The organism is Micromonospora sonneratiae (assembly GCF_042679305.1).
GTDB classification, from domain to species: domain Bacteria; phylum Actinomycetota; class Actinomycetes; order Mycobacteriales; family Micromonosporaceae; genus Micromonospora_H; species Micromonospora_H sonneratiae.
In genome coordinates this window covers 90795-104016 of sequence record NZ_JBHTMP010000011.1, presented here as the reverse complement: position 1 = coordinate 104016, position 13222 = coordinate 90795, and the positions used below count along the sequence as shown (strand labels likewise).

Sequence of the window (13222 nt, the reverse complement as noted above, 5' to 3'; positions counted from 1 at the left end):
TTGGAACGCTAGCAGACCGGGTTAACTGAGCGGCAATGCTGACGTGGTGCGTCCGTATCAGCATGATCAGGTGCACTCAACTCGGCAGATCTCGAAGCGAGCGGCTCGTGGCCGACCTACGGATCAGAAGGTTAGGGGTTCGAGTCCCTTCGGGCACGCAAATTCTACCAAGCAATATTCATGATTGCCGCTGACCTTCGGGTTGGTGTGGGTCGTATGCCCCTACACGCCCTATTCGACGCCATCCTCGCCGACGCCGGGATCACGGTCGTGCGCAGCGGCGTCCGAATGCCACGAATGAACTCGATCATGGAACGCTGGATCCAAGCCTGCCGCCACGAACTGCTCGACCGGACACTGATCTGGAACCACGCCCACCTGCCTCACGTACTCCGCGAGTACGAATACCACCACAACCAGCACCGTCCCCACCGCGGCATCTCCAACGCCCGACCACTACGCCCGCTCCCCGAACCGATCACCGATCCCGCAACGCTGACACGCCTGCACACCCACCGACACGACCGACTCGGCGGACTCATCCACGAATACGAGAACGCCGCCTGACCAGCACGGACAGCATTTTCGGCACCGTACAGCCGGCGGAGTGTTAACTCCGCACGAGCGGCCTCGTCATGTTCATGGGTTACACACGGTCGAGTTCTGCACCAGTGCCTGGGATCCTCGAGCTCACCTAACGATCTTTTGTGCACGCGATGATCAGCCTTGCGCCGGGCTTGGTTCGCCGTCGACGGGCTCTACAAAGCCGCGGATATCCTTCACCCTGCCGCGCCTGTCAACGACGACTTTTCGGACGTGAAGAGTGCCCTCGGCCGGCAGATTTCCTCCTCTCCAGCGGAGATAGCCGAGTGGCCCTTGATCGTCATTGACCGTCCAGCGGATGCCGACCCTTTTCACGCGCAACTGACTGCCGAGTTCGACGTGGGCGATGCGAGCGGAGGGAGCCGGCTTAGCTGCCAAGCCATGGACGGGTGGTGTGCCGGCATCATAAAGGTCTGCCGCGCGTGGGATCGGTACACCGATGAGGCGGTCGCCGTTTGGATATTCATCGAGGACGCGAGGGCTGGCTTCCGGCTCCGGTATACCGAGTTCGCTTCGCTGCTTCCGCATACTTCTTCGGGTGGGTAGGAAGACATAAAGCTCGTCCGGGTTGTCGGCCAACACGGGTACGAGATAATGGCGAGAGCGTTGCGCGAGCCGCTCAACGATGGGGCGCATCAGTTGCCCGTCACCGGGTAGTAGACAGGCAACATGACCCACCCAAGTCACAATGCCCACAAGGTCGTCGTACCCGTAGATGGGATCCCTCGGAGCTGGATACAGCACTCCGACGTACCAGGGCGCACCCTCTCCGTCCACTCCATGCGGGCGCGTCGAACGCAATCTCCGTACACGTCGCTCGTTATGGTGCTCCCCCATAAGGGGCCGCGCTTCAATCTCGGGCTCCTCCCATCCTCCCTCATGCTTCTTGAAGTGCGCCCGCCATCCCGGAATCGTCAGGAATTGCTGTGTGCTTGTTGCTGCGGCAAGCGCGCGCTGGGCGCGGCGCCACGATATTTCCGGAGGCTGTAACGTCTCGTAGAACTCATACTCCGGTCTCGGTGGCATTTCGTAGCTCACGCGCGCCTCCAACGCGGTTCGATGTACCGGTGCGGACGGTGGGAACCTCTAGCAGCTAGACCGATCCCCAGGCGGTCAAGCTTATGTCCGCCGCGCCTCGTTATCTCTGACGCTTCGGCCAGCTGACGTCGAGCACGTAGATGCTCACGTCGAACTGAGGTGCCACCTCCGTTGCCCAGCGCCGCATGTCATCGAGGAGCTCCTGCTTGTCGGCGTACTTCCGCGAGCTGGAGGTCCGTTGCTCGGGCGGAAGCCAGTACACGAGGTAGATGCCGTGCCGTTGGTTGGTCGCCGCGAGGTATCGCTGCACGAGCTGATCCCGCAGTGCGGTGGGCACTTCGTCGTTGTTGACCAGCTTCGCCTCGATGATCGCTTCGGCGACTGCGATCGGCGCGGTGTTGGTCGGGGTGCCTGCGGTCAGGTCGATGCGCGTGCCAGAGCCCTTGACTGCGATGCGTTCGACCTGGGGCTCCCGGGCGAGGATGACGCGGTCCCGACCGAGATGGTCCGTCAGGCGGCGTCACAACCAGTCTGTGATGTCGTCCTCGGCGCCAAGCTTCTGGCCGTCCGGTGACCACAGGTCGCGGAAGCCGTTGTTGTGCGAGAGTTCGTGCTGCAGGTCGTCGAGGTGCTCCAGTAGAACACCGATCAGGTCGCCGGAGTTGCGGATCAGCCGTGGGTCCGAGCGGCCGAGCAGGTCAAGCAGGCCGGTCGGGCCGGGGTATGCCTGGGCACTGTCGGCCGCGACCTGTCGGGCCTGGCGCAGGTGGTGGCGGACGAGCGCCTGCGCTTGCGGCGACTGCCCTTCGGCCAGCACCTTGAGTTCCGTGGCGAGGCCGCGCGTGGCCAGCATCGCGACCGCGTGGTTGCAGATGCGGAACTCCCGCCGCGCTGGGCTGTCGAGTGAGTCCTCCGTTTCCGGCGGAGCGTCGGCAAGTGGGAGCCGACCAAGCAGAAGGCGGGCGAGGTCGACCAGCCGGCCGTCGTCGACCGTTTCCAGCGGCAGGCCCTCAAGGAGCTCGAGGAATGCGCCGGGCGGCGCCGACCCGCCCACCAGGCGGTTGATCGCGTCGAGGCTATCGACGCGGGCGAGGTGCCGGTTCGCGGCGCGGGACAGTTGCGAGTCGTCGCCATCTGCCACCGATCGGGCCGCGACAACGGCCATGTGCGGGCCATGCTCGATCAGGAAGGCGAGAACGTCGGCGTTCTGGTCGTCGGGGTAGCGGCGCTTCGTCAGGATGGCGGCCAGATCGGGCGCCAGGTCTCGGGCGAAGTACTCGTAGAGCGGTGTGCGCCGCCATTCGGCGCGGTTTTCGAGTGCGATCCGTACCGCGGTGCGAATTTCGGCCTTCGCCTCGGTCGGAGCGAGGTCGAGGAGGTTCCCGAGTCGGCGCCTCGAAGCCCGACGAGGTCGACCTCGAAGCCGTCCTCCCGCCGCCGCAGGCCGTCGAGGACAACTGACTTCCCCACGCCGCCTGGCGCGAGCAGGACGAAGCTTCCCGGCCGCCCGGCGAGATCCCCGGCCGACGTGATGCTGGCCGGCGCGCCGAGATCGAGGAAGCCGTCACCGTCCAGCGGCGTGTACTCCTCGTTCGCAGCCAGGACATGCCGTTCAACTGCGCCGATGGTCAACAGCTCCTCCGCCCCGCGATGCGCATCCATCCTAGAAAGGACGGCGATGGGCGGCCAAACCAAGGAAGCGCCACGGCGTCGGCAGGCGCCGCCGGTCAAGTTGATCCGTCGGCGGCATGGTCGCTTCATTCATTGTGGCCCGACCGGCAGAGCCAACCCAACGAAATGATGCACACGACCGCTGACCTCATCGACCGGACGACCCGCGCGAGCGGCACCGACCCGCTACAGATCTTGAAAGGCTAGGTTGAGTCGGGTTCGAGAGTCAGACCGGTGTGAGCGAGGGGCATGTGTTGATTTCCGTGTTCGGGCCTGTGGTGTGATCGAGGTTGTTAGATGGTGATCCGGTCGCCGTAGGCGAGGATCAGGGCGTTGAGGGCCTTGGCCCAACCGTAGACCCGGCCGGTGATACTCCCGCCGCCCTTACGTTTCTGCTGGACAACGAGGTAGAGCACCTTCATCGCGGCCTGCTCCGTCGGGAAGTGCCCACGCCGCCGGGCGGCCTGCCGGAACCGGGCGTTCAAACTCTCGATGATGTTGGTGGTGTAGAGGACTTTCCGGACCTCGTGGTCGTAGTCGAGGAACGGTACGAACTGCGGCCAGGAGGTCCGCCAGAGCCGGATGACAGCCGAGTACTGGTCGCCGAACTCGGCGGCGAAGGCCTCGAAGCGTGCCTCGGCGGCGGCCACCGTAGGGGCGGTGTAAATCTCCCGCAACGCGGGGGTAATCTTTTGCCAGTCCTTGCGGTTGGTGTAGCGCAGGCTGGCCCGTACGAGGTGGACGACGCACTGCTGGTGCACCGCCTGCGGCCACACCTGCTCGATCGCGTCCGTTATGCCCTTGAGGCCGTCGGAGCAGACCATGAACACGTCCTCGACACCTCGGTTGCGTAGTTCGGTGAGGTAGCCGGCCCACTGCTTGGCGCCTTCCCCGCCGGTGCCGGCCCACATGCCGAGTACGTCACGTTCCCCGTCCAGGCCGATGCCGACCACCACATAGACGGGCCGGTTCACGACCTGCCCCTGCCGGATCTTCATGGCGATGGCGTCGATGAACACCACCGGATAGACCCGGTCGAGGGGGCGTTGCCGCCAGGCCTCCATCTCGGCCAGGACGCTTTCGGTGACCTTGCTGATCAACTCCCGGGACACCTCGGCGTCGTACACATCCGCAGCACCAGGTTCCAGATTTCGTTGCTGATGGGTGGTCGGCCTGGCTTGTTCGGGTGGGTCCAGTGGCGTCGTACCAGCCGTCGGTGCCAGTTCAGCAACGTGGCCGGAGTGACGATCGGGTGTGCCCGTATCCGGCGGGGCAGTAGGCGGGCGAGGGCGGACAGGATCGCCCGGTCCGGCCAGGACAGCCGCGGCCGGCCGTGAACGTGGCGGCGCAGTATCGCTATTTCGTGCCGCAGTGCGAGGACCTCGACCCATCAGCGCTCTGTCGCTGGGATTAGTAGCCCCAGTCCGGTGAATAGGTGGATTATCCCCAAGTACAGCAGCCGTACGACCATACCGACGATGGTCAGCCCGAGCCAAGAACTCCCCGCTTACAGCCTGTGCGCCAGGTTCTGGCGCGGTACAGCCAGGTCTTTCGGCGGCCCCGGTCCGACGTCCGGATCCCGGCCGTTCCGATTGTGGACGCGGCCCATGACTCTTTCACTCGGCCGGTTTGTGCTGTAGGCGACCTAAGCAAACGTCGTCGAGCATGCCGCTGGGCGATCGGACTTAAGGAGCTGAGGCGTTCTCAGTCGGCACTCTCGACAGCGGGTACTAGCCGTTCATCTGGGTGGATGCGCTGACGATGAGGTCCGATGGCGAGCAGGTCGACCCGGTGCCGGGAGTCTTCCCAGTTGCCGAACTCCTCGGCCACGACCAGAAGATCGGGGCTGAGCACGGCGATGTCGTTCCGGAGGAGTCGTTGCAGGTCCTTGCGCTCGTAGAGCCCGAGGGCGGCGGACCGGGCCGCGTCGTGCCGTCGCAGGTGTTCGCCGTTGATCTCGTACAGTGGCACGCCGCCTCCTCGCCGATTGCTTCGCCAGACGGGGTGCATCGCTATGGACTGCTGAGCGAGGCCAGGCCACCAGCGTCGGTTATCGCCGTGCGAAGTCGCGTCTGAGCCTCGATGAACCAGGTCACGTACTCGGCCCAGTCCGCACTGTTTCCGACGTTTCCTTCCCGGTACTGCGCGATGCGGCAACCCTTCCTGCCCTGCAACGGTTCGTACGACAGGATGTCTCCGAGAGCTGGCTCCAGCCTGGCGCGGGCGGCGGCGAAACGCGCGTCGTTGACCGCAGGATCGGGGTCCTGAAAGAAGATCTCGCTCGACAGGCCCGACCGGCCGAACGTGCATGTGTACGAAATGCCGTTCATACCGGCGGGCAGGGACTGCCAGTTTTGCGGCGAGCCCTTGGTCGACGTCGTCCACCCGAGTTGGCGGTCATGGACCGCCTCCAGGAACCTGGTCCAAAACTCCTGGTAGGCCATCGCTCGGTCGCTTGCCGCGGTGTCGCCCTTGGCGATCGCCTTGACCTTCTTGCCCCAGTCGTTCGGCTGCACGACCAAGCGCATGAGGGGCGCCGGCACCGACTCGCCGATGCGTACCGCACTGATCTCAATACCGAAGAACCGCGTGTCCTCGTCCGTACGGGTGTTGAGCCAGTCCAACGCGGCCCGATGCTCCTCGCGAAACTCGGTCGCGATCCACACCACGTTGACGGGATCCGTCCCACCGGCGTAGGTCAGCAACTGACCCAGGTGGCCGTGGTCCGTCCTCGTCAGCTGGTTTTCGATGATCACCGTTTCATTCGTCGCCTCATCGACGCCGATCAGGTCCAGAGAGAATCCGCCCACCGGGTGTTCCGCTGACGACAGCACCAAGTCCATGCCGAGCAGCTCACCGAGCACGTCCGCGTTCGCCAGTAACCACGGCGTGAAGGTGTGCGCCTCGTGTTTCCAGACTTGCCGCACGTCGAGTAGCTCAAGCTTGCCGAGCGTGGGCAGTCCCTTGCCGGCGTCCACAGAGGTCATATCGCCGACCGTATCGGTCTGAGGCCAGTCCTAATGTCCCATGGCCACCTCTCGGTGCTGGCGTTGCAAGGTTGACCGTCACGAGGCCGCTGAAGCCCCTCGGTTCGGCATCCAGGCGAGGATGCCCAGCAGGCGAACGTCCGACAGGCGATCCGCCGCCTCGGCGACCAGCCGATCGTCGTGGTCGCGCGCGGCGCCCCGCAACAACGCGAGGCCCTCGGCGGCCCGCAACAGGTCCGTGCGGTATGCCGCCCAGTAGGCCCGCTGCGGTGGTGCGTGCCGGCTGCCTGCCTGCTGCAGTTCACGCGCCGCGACCCTGGCAGCCCGCCGGTAGCGCCGCAGCAGCGCGCTGTCGAGGATGAGGAACAGGCCAGGCCGCACCAGATGTAAGGCCTTGCTCACCTTCGCGTGCCCGAGCCCTCGCGGACGATCTTGGAAGAAGTGCTGGTACAACCGGAGCGCACAGTCGTAGTGACCGTCGTCGAGCATCGGGTCGGCGTCGCGGAGGTGGGCGTCGAGCGGCACGTCGTCCCAGGGCGCGGTCTCGCTCAACCGGAGCAGGTGGCGCTCCTGCTCCCGACTAATTCTGCTGCCCATGTACGGTGCCCGAGTTACCTTGATGAGCTCCGGTGTCAGCACGGGGTGTGTGCCGGCCGGCCAGTCGTAGGCGCGGACCGTGCGGGCATGCCGCTGGCAGTAGTCGACAAAGACGCCGAGCGGGTCGTTCACCGGTCGACCGGCGACCTCGATCGGGCTCACTGCGGCACCTGCTTTCTGATCGCTCGGCAGAGTCTCCGCCGGTTCCCAGCCTGCTTCCGTTCAACAAACCGTGACAACCTCCCTGGCGGCCACCGAGAGGAGCGCTCGGGTGACGTCAGCCATCCGAGCGGGTCGTTCCATGTCGGCTGTTGGTCCCGTTCTGGCCTCGGCTTTCGCCGATGGCAGCGTGCCCGCCCAGCGCATTTATTAGCATCACCATTCCTTATCGCCCACTTGGGGAAGCTCGGGTCGTCGGCCTCGAGGCCGGGACGAGGAGTCGACGAAGCGTATGGCCAACGGCAAGAACCAGTTCGAGCGGCTGAGCGACAGCGGGTACTACTCCGCCGCGGTCGAGGCAAACCGGGCGTACCTGGATGGCTGAGGAACTCAGGTCCATCCACGACTGCTCACTGTCGAGCGTCCAGCTGATCGCCCGCGTGCTGGACATCTGACGAAGGAACGGCCATGTCCGGTACGGAGCTGTCCGGAAAACTAGTCGGCCTGCGTTACCGGGCCTGACGTAGGCGATTTATGTATTGATTTGGATGCGGCGTACGGCTACGACGGCATCGGCCTGTTCGCGAAGAAGATCATCTCAGAGTTCGCGAGATGGTCGTCCGCGCGTGGTGGCCGCATCCGACAAGATCCAACCACTTACCGCACCCATGGTTCGGCCGCCTGCCAGGTGGCAGTGGACGGAGGCGGGGTCGGGCCGGCCGGATCGCCCGCGTTGGCGTACCGTAGTGGTGAGACGGTAGTGGGGCGGGCGTCCGAGCCGTCGAACTGGAAGCAGTGGTACTTACCGGACTCGGGCCCGCGCTCGGCGACGAGCCATGGGGACAGCGTCACCGGCGCCCCGGCGTATGGCAGCAGGAATACTTGACGGGTAACGGGGGGGCCGGCCGTTACCACGGTGTGTGCGAACGGGCCGCTTGTTCCGCGGAGCCGGTCGAACTCCGCGTGGAACACCATGCCGTCGTATGTCATTGTGGTCGCCACCCCGATGTCGGCGCGCCAGAACGCGGCGGCCCGGGCCGCGAACCGGCGGAGCAGCCCGTCGAGCTGGTCGGCGTGGGCGGCGGTGGGCGTCGTACGGCCATGCGCGATGCTGTTGCGCAGGTTGACTAGATCCTGCACGGGCTGGGCGGCGCTGCCCGGGATGAGGCAGGTGAGCAGGCGGCTGAAGTCGCCACCCGCACCGGCCAGGGTCCGCAGCCGAGTGCACACCGTCAGCCAAGTGCCCATGCTGGGTCGGGCGAGCTGAAGCGCGGACACTCCTGGCAAGGGCGCCGGCGGCGTGGTGGCGAGCCCAACCACGGCTGCGAAGCGCAGCACCGCCTCAAGCGCCGCGAGGCCGGCATTGACCTGCCGGTCCACGTCGTTGGCCCGCCTGTACCGATCAAAGTGAGCTGCCAGGGGTGCAGGGAGCCGTCCGATCGCCTCCTCTAGGGCCTGAGCCTGCCATTTGCCATGCACTTCGGCGCAGCGGTCGAGCAACTCGGTGCCGGCGTCGTCTTTGTCGACCCAGTCGGCGGCGCCGAGGCGTATGGCGCGGATACTCTGCTTCTTCGAGCCCTCGCCGGACAGCACCAGCGCTGGGGTGCGCAGGCCCTCCGCCTGCAGGCGTTCGAGGAGCCACAGGCCACCCCAGTCGTCCGGCGGCATTTTCAGGTCCACGATCATCAGGTCGAACGGCCTGCCGGTGGCTGCCGTTAGCGCGGCGGTCCCGCTGTTGACGAACTGTAGGCGCGCGCCGGCCCGCTCGACCGGCCGGCAGAGCGTGCGGGCGACGTCCGGCTGGTCGTCGGCGACCAGCACATGTACGTCGGCGAGCGGTGGGGTCATTCGTCCGTCCCCTCGGTGGCGGCGGTCAGCGGAAGCCGGACGTGCCACTTGGTTCCGGCCGGCGACGGCATCCATACAAGCTGCCCGCCGACTCGCTGCAGGAGCGACTGGACCGACAGCAGGCCGATGCCGCTACCGCCCTGTTTCGTGGTGCGGATCCGGGCGCCGGAGTCCAGCGCGGTGACGACATCTGCGCCGATGCCTGGGCCGTCGTCGGCGACCTCGACGATCGCGCTCTCCTCGTCAACGTTCCATGCTATCCGGATGTGGCCGCCGCCGGCCATGGCCTCCACCGCATTCGCGGTCAGGTTGTCCAGGATGAGCCCGAGCGAACGTTCGTCGATGGCGGCTCGGGCGGTGGTGCCCGTCGCCGGCGTGTCCAGCCCGACCCGGTCTGGCAGGCGGGTCAGCAGGTCGCGGGCGTACTGGCGGAGGAACGGCCCGAGATCCACGTCGCAGCGGGCCGCGGCGTCCGGAACCGAAGTCACCGCGGTCAGGCTGAGCGCCAGCCGCTGCATCCGTTCCAGGTGCCGGTATGCGTCCGCCTGCTGCTCGTGGTGGCCGGCCGGGGTGGCCACCACCGTACTGGCGGCCTGGCGGGACGCGCTCGCGTGGTTCTTCATGTCGTGTAGCACGTCGGCCACCCGTCGGCGGAACGGGTCCGGGCGAGGGTGCAGCGCGGCGAACGCGGCCCGGCTGACCGGCCCGGGGTTCAGCGGGAGCGCCGGTCTGGCGATGTCGACCTCGACTCCGCCGGGAGCCGGGCGCACGACGGCCGACCAGGTGACGGCGGACCACAGCGCGCAGGCGTGTGCGATGTCCGGCTCCGTTGGGCCGGTGAAGCGCACGCGTAGCGGGCGCTCGCCGACCACCGTGGCGGTCGCGAGGGCTCCGGAGCGGAGCATAATCATGTTGGCCGCCGCGTCAAGGACGGCGCGCTCGCGTGCGGCCAGTGTTACGGCCGGCACTGGCCCGGTGAGCGCCAACTGGTCCCGGTGGAAGATGTTCCACTCGCCGGCCAGGTGCGCCAGGTCGGTGTCCGGCTCGTCCGCGCCCATGCAACGGAAGAGCTGGCAGAGGCGGACGATCCGGTCGGCGAGCGTCCGGTTCAGTTCGGCCGGCTCGCCGATGGCCCTGATCGCATTTAGTGTGTCCAGCAGCTCCGCGTCGATCGCCTGCTCCCGCGTGTCGCCCAGGTTCCGGGCCCGCCGGAACGAGTTAGTCAGGCCAGCCACCAGCTGTGGACTGGACCGCTCCCGGAGATGCCGGTCCGTCCGGCCGGCCCAGTCCAGCAGCTCGTCCGGGCTCTGGATGAGATCCAGGCCGAACTGCCCGGACGCCGTCCACGCGGAGACCGGCGGGTTGTCGGAGGCGAGGATCGACGCCTGCTGCGCCAGAACCAGCCGGTTGAGCGCGTGGCTGCCCTCGTCCGGGGTCCCGCTTCCGGAGCTGGCGAGGATATCCAGCACGTGCCGGGAGACCTTGTGTTTCGCGGCGGTCTTGCCTGAGGCGCCCTCGCCGGTGATGGCTACCGAGTCGCCGAGCAGCGGACTGGTAAGGAGCGCGGTGGCGACGAAGACGGCCTGGTGGTCCGGCCCGGACGACTCGAACTCGTACGCAATCTCCAGCCGCAACCCGCTGGCGGCTCGCTGTAGGCGGGTAGTGTTATCGAGGTTTCGGGCGCGGCCCGGCGCGATCATCTGCCAGGCCGGCCGCCACGCGGGAGGCCAGTCCGACGCGAGTGTGGCCGGGCACCGCTTGCCGAGGTAAACGGCGGCCATAACAGCCTGGAACAGGTTCGCCGCAATCTCGGGCGAGGTGCCCATGACACTCTGGCCGGCTCCGAGCAGCAGGCCGTTGGTCAGGTCGGCCCACTGGCAGGCCCGCTCGTACGCGTCGTTAGGCAAAGTGACCACGAGGAGAGTGTCTGGGCGCTCGACGACCGCCCGGCGGACCACCGCGAGGGTGTACTCGTGCTCCAGCACATGTGAGCCGACCAGACCGAGCACCTGGTTGCTGCGCTGGCCGGCTCGGGTGGTCTCAAACTGGTGCTCGTACGTCCAGGAGGAGTGGATCAGCGCCTGGGACAGGAGCGGCCGGGCGGCCGGCGGGAGTGCGAAGGCCCGCTGGATCCGGTCGACCGTCCAGGTGTGGTCGCGGTAGCCGCGCATCTCGCGGGCCAGCGTGGCAGGTTGTACCGCCGTCATCGTGGCGATTGCGGCCGGGTAGTACCGCTGGAGAAACTTGCGCGCGGCCTCGTGGGCCGCTGCCTTCTTGCTACGGCCGGCGCCGATGGTGCTTCGTCCCCGGGTATCGGTCGCGACGACGTGGTATGTCGCTTGGTGGTCCAGGCCCTCGCGCTTATACGTGTACGTCACCGGCGCGGCCTTCGCGGCCGCCTGCAACGCGGTGACAGGGTTGAGCACAGCATCTACCCGGCGGGCGTCGGCGAGCAGACCGTCAGCCAGGCGCTTGGCACAGTCGTACCGGTCGAGGACACACAGCAGGCCGACGATGCGCCGGAAGAGGTCGGCGACCACACGGTTCGGCAGCGGCTCGCCAACGAGGCCGCGCCCGACAGCGGTCGACTCAGCGATCCACGACTGCCGGGCCGCCCACGCCGGCAGTGCCGAAGCAATGTGCGCGATCTCCCAACTCAACGGGCCGGGCTTGTTGCCGGACACCCAAGCCAGCGTCTTGACCGCCGCGTGCCGCTGTAGGAAGGTGCCGCCGAGGCGTGCGAGCGCGTCGAGGACGCCGCGCGTGACGCCGGGCAGATGGCGGGCGTTTTCGTAGAAGTACGATGTGTGGATCAGAGCGACCCCGAGCGCATCGACAAAGCCGTTGTCCCCGACAGGTGCGCCGCATTGCCGCAGCGCCTCCAGCGCGGGGTCGATTGGGAACCGCCTCCGGGATGCTGCGATATCCGGCCAGAGGTCGTATGGAGTGCTCACTGGACGGACGCTACAAGCTTGGATCCGGCGGGGAAACCACCCGCGCGACGGCCCCGGCGCTCCCTCGCCGTCGCCGGCCTCCTCCCCGGCACCGTCCGGGCGTCATGTCCTAGCGGCGGTCGCCGGTCTGCCATTGTTGACGAGGGTGGGTGAAGGTGGAGGTGCAGTTGATGCTCGGGGCGGGTCCGTCTCGCCAATGGCTCTGTCTCACATTCGGCTCTGTCTCGCTTTCGGTGGTGACGGAGGGTGCCCTTTGGCCGAGCCGGATTTGATGTAGGAGGAGGGCCAATCCGGAGCTTCCTGGCAACCGTTCCTTTTGGTCGGCGGTGGGAGCAGGTTGGGAGCGGCCGGCTGCTCCGAACGGCGCTGAATGGCTCTCAACGGGGCTGAGCTGCTCGTATCGTCTCGCCCTGACCTGCGGTCTAGCATGTTCGTGCTGGTCAGGCCGTTGCGGACCGTTCGTTGACACGGAAGAGGTCACATGTTCCTGGCCAAGTGACGTTGCCTTGCATTGCCGCGGGTCGGGGTGCCGACAGTAGGCGAGTTGCGAGGCTGCTGGAGCCAGATGCACCGTGTTTTGGGAGCAGATTGGGAGCAGCGCGAAGACCCCTTCTTGGTTGCGGAAGGGGTCGAATCTCAGCAGCCAGCGCGGGGTTCGTCGGCAAGTCGTAGCTTGCCGCGACTTTCGAGGCTGGCCGGCCGGAAGTCATGGACCTCGGCGGTCACGATCGGACGAGTCAGCTTAGCGAGGGCTTTCACCTTCCGTCGCTGGCTGAGTGTCGGAGGGCGATCTGGAGGGCGGCTTGGGTGGGTGTGAGGTGTGTGGTGTCGATGACCTCGGCCTCGGCATGTAGCCAGGTGCGAGCCGCCTCGGCGTAGGGCTGGAGGTATTTGAGGCGGAACGGGGAGGGGATGGGGTGTTCGCCTTCTATGCGTGCGCGGAGGGTGTCCTGGTCGGCGTGGAGTACGAAGTGTTTGATCGGGATGCCGTGGTGGGCGAGGCCTTTGTTGATCTCGCGCCAGTACGGTTCGATCAGGACAGTCATGGGCACCACGAGGGTGCCGCCGGTGTAGTCGAGGACGCGGCGGGCGGTTTCGACGACGAGTTGCCGCCACGGTGGCCAGTGTTGGAAGTTGTCTGTGGCGGGTAGCCCTGGGGTGATGTCCATGAGTGTTTCACCGATTTTCTCGGCGTCGAACACTCGGGAGTCCGGGATCAGTTGCTGTACGAGCACGCTGGTCGTCGTTTTGCCTGCGCCGTGGGTGCCGTTGAGCCATACGATCACGGGACCCATTCAACCTCGCGAGCAACCGGACGGCGTCCGCGTCGCCGCATGCGCGCCCTCGCCACTTGGTCTGCCGACT

General features: G+C 66.7%; 12 protein-coding genes. 1 reads left to right on the top strand and 11 read right to left on the bottom strand.

The genetic code is table 11. From position 1 onward, the window contains the following. Positions 1–216: 216 nt before the first annotated feature. Positions 217–567 (top strand): integrase core domain-containing protein, encoded by a 351-nt coding sequence (locus ACFQ4H_RS09800; protein ID WP_377569413.1) that lies wholly within the window; start codon positions 217–219, stop codon positions 565–567. 153 nt (positions 568–720) lie between these two features. Here the strand turns inward: ACFQ4H_RS09800 and ACFQ4H_RS09795 are convergent, their stop codons facing one another. The 11 genes from ACFQ4H_RS09795 to ACFQ4H_RS09745 all read right to left on the bottom strand — a co-directional run bounded on the left by ACFQ4H_RS09795 (position 721) and on the right by ACFQ4H_RS09745 (position 13143). Further along, positions 721–1641 (bottom strand): hypothetical protein, encoded by a 921-nt coding sequence (locus ACFQ4H_RS09795; RefSeq protein ID WP_377569411.1) that lies wholly within the window; start codon positions 1639–1641, stop codon positions 721–723. 100 nt (positions 1642–1741) lie between these two features. Next, on the bottom strand, positions 1742–1951 hold the full coding sequence (locus ACFQ4H_RS09790; protein WP_377569409.1) for a hypothetical protein: 210 nt from the start codon (positions 1949–1951) through the stop codon (positions 1742–1744). A 210-nt stretch (positions 1952–2161) separates the two neighbouring features. Beyond that, positions 2162–2806: a hypothetical protein gene (locus ACFQ4H_RS09785; RefSeq protein ID WP_377569408.1), complete on the bottom strand. Its 645-nt coding sequence runs from the start codon at positions 2804–2806 to the stop codon at positions 2162–2164. 68 nt (positions 2807–2874) lie between these two features. Beyond that, positions 2875–3303: a hypothetical protein gene (locus tag ACFQ4H_RS09780; RefSeq protein ID WP_377569406.1), complete on the bottom strand. Its 429-nt coding sequence runs from the start codon at positions 3301–3303 to the stop codon at positions 2875–2877. A 302-nt stretch (positions 3304–3605) separates the two neighbouring features. Then, positions 3606–4439 carry an IS256 family transposase gene (locus ACFQ4H_RS09775; RefSeq protein WP_377569404.1) on the bottom strand — a complete coding sequence of 278 codons (834 nt, stop codon included), beginning with the start codon at positions 4437–4439 and terminating at the stop codon, positions 3606–3608. Between the two features lie 577 nt (positions 4440–5016). Continuing rightward, on the bottom strand, positions 5017–5283 hold the full coding sequence (locus tag ACFQ4H_RS09770; RefSeq protein WP_377569402.1) for a hypothetical protein: 267 nt from the start codon (positions 5281–5283) through the stop codon (positions 5017–5019). A gap of 41 nt (positions 5284–5324) precedes the next feature. Beyond that, the gene (locus ACFQ4H_RS09765; protein ID WP_377569401.1) at positions 5325–6299 is read right to left on the bottom strand and encodes a DUF4268 domain-containing protein; all 975 of its coding nucleotides are present in this window, start codon (positions 6297–6299) and stop codon (positions 5325–5327) included. A 78-nt stretch (positions 6300–6377) separates the two neighbouring features. Next, entirely contained in the window at positions 6378–7058 is a 681-nt protein-coding gene (locus ACFQ4H_RS09760; RefSeq protein ID WP_377569399.1) for a hypothetical protein, read from the bottom strand. A gap of 654 nt (positions 7059–7712) precedes the next feature. Then, entirely contained in the window at positions 7713–8903 is a 1191-nt protein-coding gene (locus tag ACFQ4H_RS09755) for a response regulator (protein ID WP_377569397.1), read from the bottom strand. Then, positions 8900–11857: an ATP-binding protein gene (locus ACFQ4H_RS09750; RefSeq protein WP_377569395.1), complete on the bottom strand. Its 2958-nt coding sequence runs from the start codon at positions 11855–11857 to the stop codon at positions 8900–8902. The genes ACFQ4H_RS09755 and ACFQ4H_RS09750 overlap by 4 nt, the downstream gene beginning before the upstream one ends. Positions 11858–12612: 755 nt before the next feature. Continuing rightward, positions 12613–13143, bottom strand: coding sequence for an AAA family ATPase (locus ACFQ4H_RS09745; RefSeq protein WP_377569393.1), 531 nt, complete (start codon positions 13141–13143; stop codon positions 12613–12615). Between the last annotated feature and the right edge of the window lie 79 nt (positions 13144–13222).

What these genes read in the sequence shown, in the direction of transcription:
- ACFQ4H_RS09800 (WP_377569413.1), top strand. Translation starts at nt 217, where the DNA reads ATGCCCCTACACGCCCTATTCGACGCCATCCTCGCCGACGCCGGGATC.
- ACFQ4H_RS09785 (WP_377569408.1), bottom strand. Translation starts at nt 2,806, where the DNA reads ATGGCCGTTGTCGCGGCCCGATCGGTGGCAGATGGCGACGACTCGCAA.
- ACFQ4H_RS09780 (WP_377569406.1), bottom strand. Translation starts at nt 3,303, where the DNA reads ATGGATGCGCATCGCGGGGCGGAGGAGCTGTTGACCATCGGCGCAGTT.
- ACFQ4H_RS09765 (WP_377569401.1), bottom strand. Translation starts at nt 6,299, where the DNA reads ATGACCTCTGTGGACGCCGGCAAGGGACTGCCCACGCTCGGCAAGCTT.
- ACFQ4H_RS09755 (WP_377569397.1), bottom strand. Translation starts at nt 8,903, where the DNA reads ATGACCCCACCGCTCGCCGACGTACATGTGCTGGTCGCCGACGACCAG.